Source organism: Enterobacter sp. UPMP701 (genome assembly GCF_053709515.1).
Map to the genome: position 1 here is coordinate 1 of NZ_JBSKJN010000030.1, position 6,193 is coordinate 6,193.

At 43.6% G+C, this 6,193-nt stretch carries 8 protein-coding genes and 5 pseudogenes; 2 read left to right on the top strand and 11 right to left on the bottom strand.

The genetic code is table 11. The features are described from left to right. The 7 genes and pseudogenes from ACWKXT_RS24050 to ACWKXT_RS24080 form a co-directional block, all read right to left on the bottom strand. Positions 1–512 (bottom strand): annotated as a pseudogene (locus ACWKXT_RS24050) (RHS repeat domain-containing protein); the annotation flags it as partial. A 200-nt stretch (positions 513–712) separates the two neighbouring features. Beyond that, a pseudogene (locus ACWKXT_RS24055) lies at positions 713–1,060 on the bottom strand (DUF6386 family protein). Between the two features lie 142 nt (positions 1,061–1,202). After that, positions 1,203–1,652 (bottom strand): SMI1/KNR4 family protein, encoded by a 450-nt coding sequence (locus ACWKXT_RS24060; RefSeq protein WP_454533512.1) that lies wholly within the window; start codon positions 1,650–1,652, stop codon positions 1,203–1,205. Between the two features lie 12 nt (positions 1,653–1,664). After that, entirely contained in the window at positions 1,665–1,904 is a 240-nt protein-coding gene (locus ACWKXT_RS24065; RefSeq protein ID WP_454533513.1) for an HNH/ENDO VII family nuclease, read from the bottom strand. A 12-nt stretch (positions 1,905–1,916) separates the two neighbouring features. Next, positions 1,917–2,440, bottom strand: a pseudogene (locus tag ACWKXT_RS24070) (RHS repeat-associated core domain-containing protein); the annotation flags it as partial. A gap of 228 nt (positions 2,441–2,668) precedes the next feature. Beyond that, positions 2,669–3,151: an SMI1/KNR4 family protein gene (locus tag ACWKXT_RS24075; protein ID WP_454529600.1), complete on the bottom strand. Its 483-nt coding sequence runs from the start codon at positions 3,149–3,151 to the stop codon at positions 2,669–2,671. An 11-nt stretch (positions 3,152–3,162) separates the two neighbouring features. Next, positions 3,163–3,399, bottom strand: a pseudogene (locus ACWKXT_RS24080) (HNH endonuclease); the annotation flags it as partial. 38 nt (positions 3,400–3,437) lie between these two features. Here ACWKXT_RS24080 and ACWKXT_RS24085 point away from each other — a divergent pair. Together ACWKXT_RS24085 and ACWKXT_RS24090 are read left to right on the top strand one after the other, a co-directional pair. Further along, on the top strand, positions 3,438–3,647 hold the full coding sequence (locus ACWKXT_RS24085) for a hypothetical protein (RefSeq protein WP_454533514.1): 210 nt from the start codon (positions 3,438–3,440) through the stop codon (positions 3,645–3,647). A gap of 42 nt (positions 3,648–3,689) precedes the next feature. Then, positions 3,690–3,859, top strand: a pseudogene (locus ACWKXT_RS24090) (DUF933 domain-containing protein). 31 nt (positions 3,860–3,890) lie between these two features. Here ACWKXT_RS24090 and comJ read toward each other — a convergent pair. The 4 genes from comJ to ACWKXT_RS24110 all read right to left on the bottom strand — a co-directional run. Further along, positions 3,891–4,373 (bottom strand): competence protein ComJ, encoded by a 483-nt coding sequence (gene comJ, locus ACWKXT_RS24095; RefSeq protein ID WP_454533515.1) that lies wholly within the window; start codon positions 4,371–4,373, stop codon positions 3,891–3,893. A 164-nt stretch (positions 4,374–4,537) separates the two neighbouring features. Continuing rightward, complete coding sequence (locus ACWKXT_RS24100) at positions 4,538–5,077, bottom strand: hypothetical protein (RefSeq protein WP_454529603.1); 540 nt, start codon at positions 5,075–5,077, stop codon at positions 4,538–4,540. Between the two features lie 71 nt (positions 5,078–5,148). Further along, positions 5,149–5,625, bottom strand: a complete 477-nt coding sequence (locus ACWKXT_RS24105) for a hypothetical protein (RefSeq protein WP_454529604.1) — start codon at positions 5,623–5,625, stop codon at positions 5,149–5,151. A gap of 1 nt (position 5,626) precedes the next feature. Continuing rightward, positions 5,627–6,193: RHS repeat-associated core domain-containing protein (locus ACWKXT_RS24110; RefSeq protein ID WP_454542702.1), on the bottom strand; the 567-nt coding region annotated here is incomplete at its 5' end.

The window sequence follows — 6,193 nt, forward strand, 5'->3', positions numbered from 1 at the left end:
TCCGTCAGGCGGTGTTCACCGTCGTAGCGGTAGTGCCAGCGTGTCTGGCCGTTATCCTTCTCCACGGTGCGGCCGTGGATGTCATAGCGCCAGCGAATGCCGTTCAGCTGCGTCAGGCGGTTATGCGTGACCTTCTCAGCAGAGCCTTCAAGCGGATTACCGGCTGCATCCCAGCGCCACTGCTCCTGGCCGGGCAGCGTACCGTCCTGAACCAGCAGACGCCCGGCGCTGTCGTACTGCCAGCGGTACCAGCTGAACGGGTTATCGTCCCGCTCTTCCCGCACCAGGTTATTGCGGTAGTCATAATCGCAGCGGCGGGACCAGCGGCGCGGCGACGGGCGCTGAGCGTTGCCGGTAAAGACGCCCCGCCGATGCAGGCGGCCAAGGGGTCGTATTCGCTGCGGGTGGTCAGTCGCCACTGTGGGGCTTTTCTCAGGGTGGAGTTGTTCGTCGCGAGTATACTGACAGCTTATTGAAGGCAAGGGTAAGCAAGGCGCGATAAAGGCAAGATGCGTGCATAAGGAAAAAATAATAGTGTTAAAAATGGCTACGTGATGAACTAATTGTTTAACATTTTTTTGGATGAAAAAATCCACGCCAGGGTGTGGATATTCATTCAGAGATAAATTCCCTCTTCTAATGAGTTTTCAGTAAACGTTGATTTTGCAAAGGAAATTAGAGCATCTGAACCATGCTTTTTATATTTAACCTCCTAACTACCAGGTTCTAAAGTAATAAACTCACCTGATATAACATCTGAGTCATCAGGCTCAAGAGCTCCGCCCGTGACATCGTCTCCTGCCCCAATGAAAACCTTTCCAGAAGGTACGTTTAAAAATAGCAATTCGGTATATTAATCAACATCATTTTTAAAATGGACTTTATAGGCACCATCTTTTCCAAGATTGAGAAATAATACATTCCCTTTATTTACTTCTTCAACTTCATCTTCTGGAAGGTTCCACCAATCTGCATCATCGCTAACTCTATGTTTTAGTGACACTAAACCATAAATAACCATGATTGAAGTATTTATTTGTAGATGTATTATGGCATGCATATTTTTCAATATTTAATCAATTCTCATATAATATAAACCAGTATGAGTCAAAAAAAGCTGGCGCCATAAGGCCCAAAGTTTCTCTTAGGCCTTAACAGTTTGGAAAATCTTTCATGAATTCAATTGGCATTCATGCCTCTAATCACGTCCGCAACTTAACATAATTATCAAAAAATTCAGAAAACGAAGAACTTATGATGTTTGTCGTATTCTTGGAAAACAGATCATAATTAACAACCCTTCCAAAACCCTCACTGCCAGAATCTATACACCAGCAAACTTCATCATCTTTTAGATATATAACAGCATAATTTTCAGGAAGTGAAAATTCATTGCAGCAATATATTGTATCGTAAAAAACAGCACCTCCTGACTCTTCAAGAGCATTATTATCCACTATTCCTGAAATCTCCTCTCCAATCCCCCCTCCGCCCCCAACCAAAAGTAAAAACTCTCGAAAATCATGAGGGAGTTTAATGCCAAGGTTATTTTCAAGTAAGTCAATCTGTTCTATATCAAGTTGACCTAACCAAAAAACTTCGTCTGTCGCATTATTGTTCAAATATTCAATTGCAGTTTTGACAGTCATCATTTTTACACCTTATTAAAAATCTAATGCTATCAACTTCCAATACGCACTTCTGAATCTGTTGTACTGTCTATCAAGTTCAGGAATATTTCTAAAACTACCACCGCTCTCGATTAATCCATGCAATTGCTTATGATACAGCTTATACGTAGATGATAGAATTTCCACCATTGGTCCAAGTTCTTGTCCAAGAACGTGATGAAGATTGACTTGTTTTCCATCCGTGCCAATCGGAGCATAGCTATTTTTCAGCAAATCAACATTTGTTCAACCATCCTTAACTTTCGATTTGATTGAAGGATGAACTGACTTAGGAACTCCAGGATGTATGTCAACAGTATTTTTATAAATTGTACGTCCCAGAATTGTTCCAGGCTTATATTTACCTGAGGATGAATACCTACTCAATCCCCAAGGATCCACCCGCCCCAGCGCATTCGGCGCATACAGGTAAAGGTTAATGCCCCCGCCAGCCCTATCGGGTCCTGCTGCGTAAACCGTCCGCAGTCCGGGTCGTAATACCGGAACAGATTGTAGCGCATCCCTGTCTCATGATCGATGTATTGCCCCTGCATGCGCAGGTTCTGAGAATATCCTGATACCTGCGTCTCACTTTCCCGCAGCAGCTTGCCCCAGGCGCTGTTCACCCCTGCCCAGCGCACCTGCCCTTCGATATCCGTCATCCGCTCCGGCGTGCCGTTCGGCTGGCAGTGGAACCAGAAAATCTCCGGCGCTTCCACGCCGTCAATACGTGCCAGCGGATCGTAGCTGTCCTGATCGCTGTAGACAAGATTAACAAACCAATCAATTTTTTCTACCTGTCTATTGCTAACGGGAATATCATCATGTTTTAACCTAATTTATTCTTCCAGGAATCCTTGGTACGTTCTCATCACAAAGCGCTCCATGCTGTTTTATAACAAAACCCTACGACGTGTGCCACAGAGTTTTATTAAGAATACGAATAGCAAAACATCAGCATTAGAATTATATAAATCGATTCAATCTAAGGGTATTCTTTAAGAAAGATCCTCTTCTGCTACTAATCCGTCAACAAAGTTGAAAAATGAATTTGTTAGATATCTTTGAAGTTTTGTGTGATTTTCTTGTATAGTCAAATCCTCATCAAAAGAATCTGTAGCAAAATATACGATTGAATAATTATCTAAATTCAGACAAAAGAAGTTCCCTCCCCAATCATTTGCGAAAGGAAGCAGGTTATTAGGAATCACTTCCCGATACAACATGCTGATATAGCAGCCGTCAATTAAAGATCTAGGATCATCATTTGTCTGAGCATTATAAACAAACGGTTTAAAACCTGCGGCCTCTACTGGCTCAAAATCTTCATCACCGTCCCACCAACTTTTCTCAGGAGTGCCACCATTAAATTGCAGATAATGTGAAACAAAATCATCCGGAAGGGTAAAAGATAATTTCTCTTCGATTTTAGCAATATCTGCACGTCCAATCTTTTTTTCACAGTTACTGAAATGATTCATAGATTTATACTTCAATGGTGACAGTTTGCACGCAATTTTTTCGGAACACGCCCCTTCAACCAGCCTCTAGAATGTGATATAGCAATAGCTTCTTGGGATCCATATTCTACACCAAAATATTTCTCGAATTGTGAAACTGAGCCTTTGTGTGGGAAAGTAGCTTCATGCGAAGAAGTTTTTACTAGTTGCATTGTTGTCCTTCCTGTGGCTGGGTCAAAATCATCGACATGGTGCCATGTATAGGTAGTGCCAGCGAATGACGTTCAGCTGCGTCAGACGGTTGTGCGTGACCTTCTCAGCAGAGTCTTCAAGCGGTAAAGGTTCTGTAGAGGTAGCGGTCTACGCCGCGGTTGAATCCGATATCGCTGAAATCAGCGACGGCGACCATAAAGAGTTCATGGCCGAGCGGGGGCTGAACCGCGTGATCCACGCGGGCTATGAGCTGCTCAGCCTGCAAACCTACTTCACCGCGGGCGTGAAAGAAGTGAACGCGTGAATCATCCCTGTCGGTGCGACTGCGCCTCACGCGGCCGGTAAGATCCACACCGACTTTGAGAAGGCATCAGTCGTGCGCAGACTATCGCGTTTGAAGACTTTATCACCTGCAAGGGTGAGCAAGGCGCGAAAGAAGCAGGCAAGATGCGTGCGGAAGGGAAAGATTACTTCGTTAAAGAGGTTCATGTGATGAACTTCTTGTTTAACGTATGATTTTTTTCATTCGATTTAGTTATTATTAACTTTAAAAAAAACCCTCTTTTAGAGGATTGTATTTTTTCCCTCCCCAAGGGTCGTCTAATAAAAACTTAGCAGGGATTGCTTCTTTTTCAGGCACAAGAGTAAAATTATAATAAATCTCGAACCCTTCACAAACCTCATAAAAGAGCGAATAAATCTTGCCGGTTACGTTAATGCTCACATCAAATTTCTCTGTCGCAGATGCGATCTGGATCTTATTTTTATCCGTAATAAGAAATGGAACAACAATACAGCGTTGTGCATTTTGATCTAATTTAAAAGAATTATCTATTTTGATATTAACGTTTGCTCCAAATGCGTCTTCTGGTAATGGATCGAATACAACATAATCCTTGTGTAGAACAGCGCCTTGAGAAATATTACCTTTTCCCCACTGACTCAGCTTTTCGTCATAGTCTCTGGATCGTAACAATATTTGACTATGTGAAATTAGCAGATCTACTGTTTGCATGATCTTATCACTCATTATATTCCCTAGACTTTTATTCTTGTTCCATCTGGCTGTTATGGAAAAACATTACCAATACTCGAACCTGCATCAAAATTACTGCTTTTAGATATCAGTTATCGGTTGCGCCGTGCCATTGGATTGGCAATGGACCCAGAAGATATATGAAGCATCAACACTATCTACACGCGCCAGCAAATCGTAGTTGTCCTGACCACTTTCGTCGACGTAGGTGAACAGCACATCCCCGTGCGCTTCCCCCAGCAGGCAGTCATTCCCAGACACACCGGGTGGTGATGGCTTGCCGGTTGGCTGTCCGCCCAGCTTCTGGCGTCGCGTTTTACTGTTGCGGCGACCGAGCGGATCGTAGCGGAAGCTGACCTGCGTCTGCGGTTTGTTGCGGTTCCTCGGGTTTGGCCGTTAGTGCAAGCATGGGTATTATAACGCCAGCGAATATCATTCAGCTGTGTCAGGCGGTTGTGCGTAATGTTCTCAACAGAACCTTCGAGCGGGTTAGCGGCTGCATCCCAGCACCCCTGCTCCTCTCCGGCCAGCGTGCCGTCCTGAACCAGGAGACGCCCGGTACTGTCTGTCGTACTGCCAGCGGTACCATTTGAACGGATTATCGTCCCGCTCTTCGCGCACCAGGTTATTGCGGTAGTAGTAATCCCAGCGGCGCTGCAAGAGGCGCTGGGTATTTTACTTACGACAGTGGATGTCATGACTCCAGCGAATGCTTACCCAGGGTTTTATGTAAAGTAAATAATCCGAGGGATCAACCCTAACCCACACTTCAGCGTTTTATTTTTTGTGGGTTCCAATCAGAGTAATCAGCAACACGGATTTCATTAAGAACAAGATCTAGTGGAACATGTGCAATGCTATCTGCAATTTCATCATATGGCGCTGGCAACTCGAATGAAAAACCAAAGTCGTCATTTATAATGATACAGCCATTAAATATACGCTGTTTGTAAGTCAACTCTATTATTTCCCTCATCGTTTGGCCTGCTTGTAATATTTTATTATAACTCCCCTTATAGTTTACGTTACAACCAATAGAAATGATCGTTCCGTCTTCAAGGGTAGCGATTGTCATTGTGTCATCTACAATATATGCAAGCCTTTTCTTATCATCAGGCAAGAAATAATCAAAGTAAGTTACCTTATAGCCAGCATATAACTCGCTTATGTACTTACTGATATTATCCCCCAAAAAAACGTTACCTAGTGCTCTTCCTGATAAAATATCAGCATTAAAATCAATCATTTTACACCCCTCCATTAAGTAAAACTCCGTCAACATAAACAGGTGAATCGGTTATTAAATCATAATTTTTAAACTCTCCATGACCAATTCTCCCATATACTACATCGGCACCATCAACTTCTCGATAAACTTTCCAGTAATCATTACCATGAATATTAGGTTGAGTTGGAGTCCCTCCGGGATGATAATCTAATTTGTACGTAGTACCTGATTTTGTTGTTTTGACATATTGAATATGTTGGATAGCTCCTGGTTTATTGGCTTGTGGATATGTTCTCGTCCAACCTTTGGATGTCAAAATATTATGAACATCAGCGGGTTTTTTCCCTGTTAATCTATCCACCCATCTTTGTGTTATACGATCTTTTTGAGAAAAACCACATTTTAACCCCCACGGATCCACCCACCCCAGCGCATTCGGCGCATACTGGTAAAGGTTTATCCCCCCCGCCAGCCCTATCGGGTCCTGCTGCGTAAACCGCCCGCAGTCCGGGTCGTAATACCGGAACAGATTGTAGTGCAGCCCTGTCTCACGGTCCAGGTATTGCCCCTGCATCCGCAGGTTCTG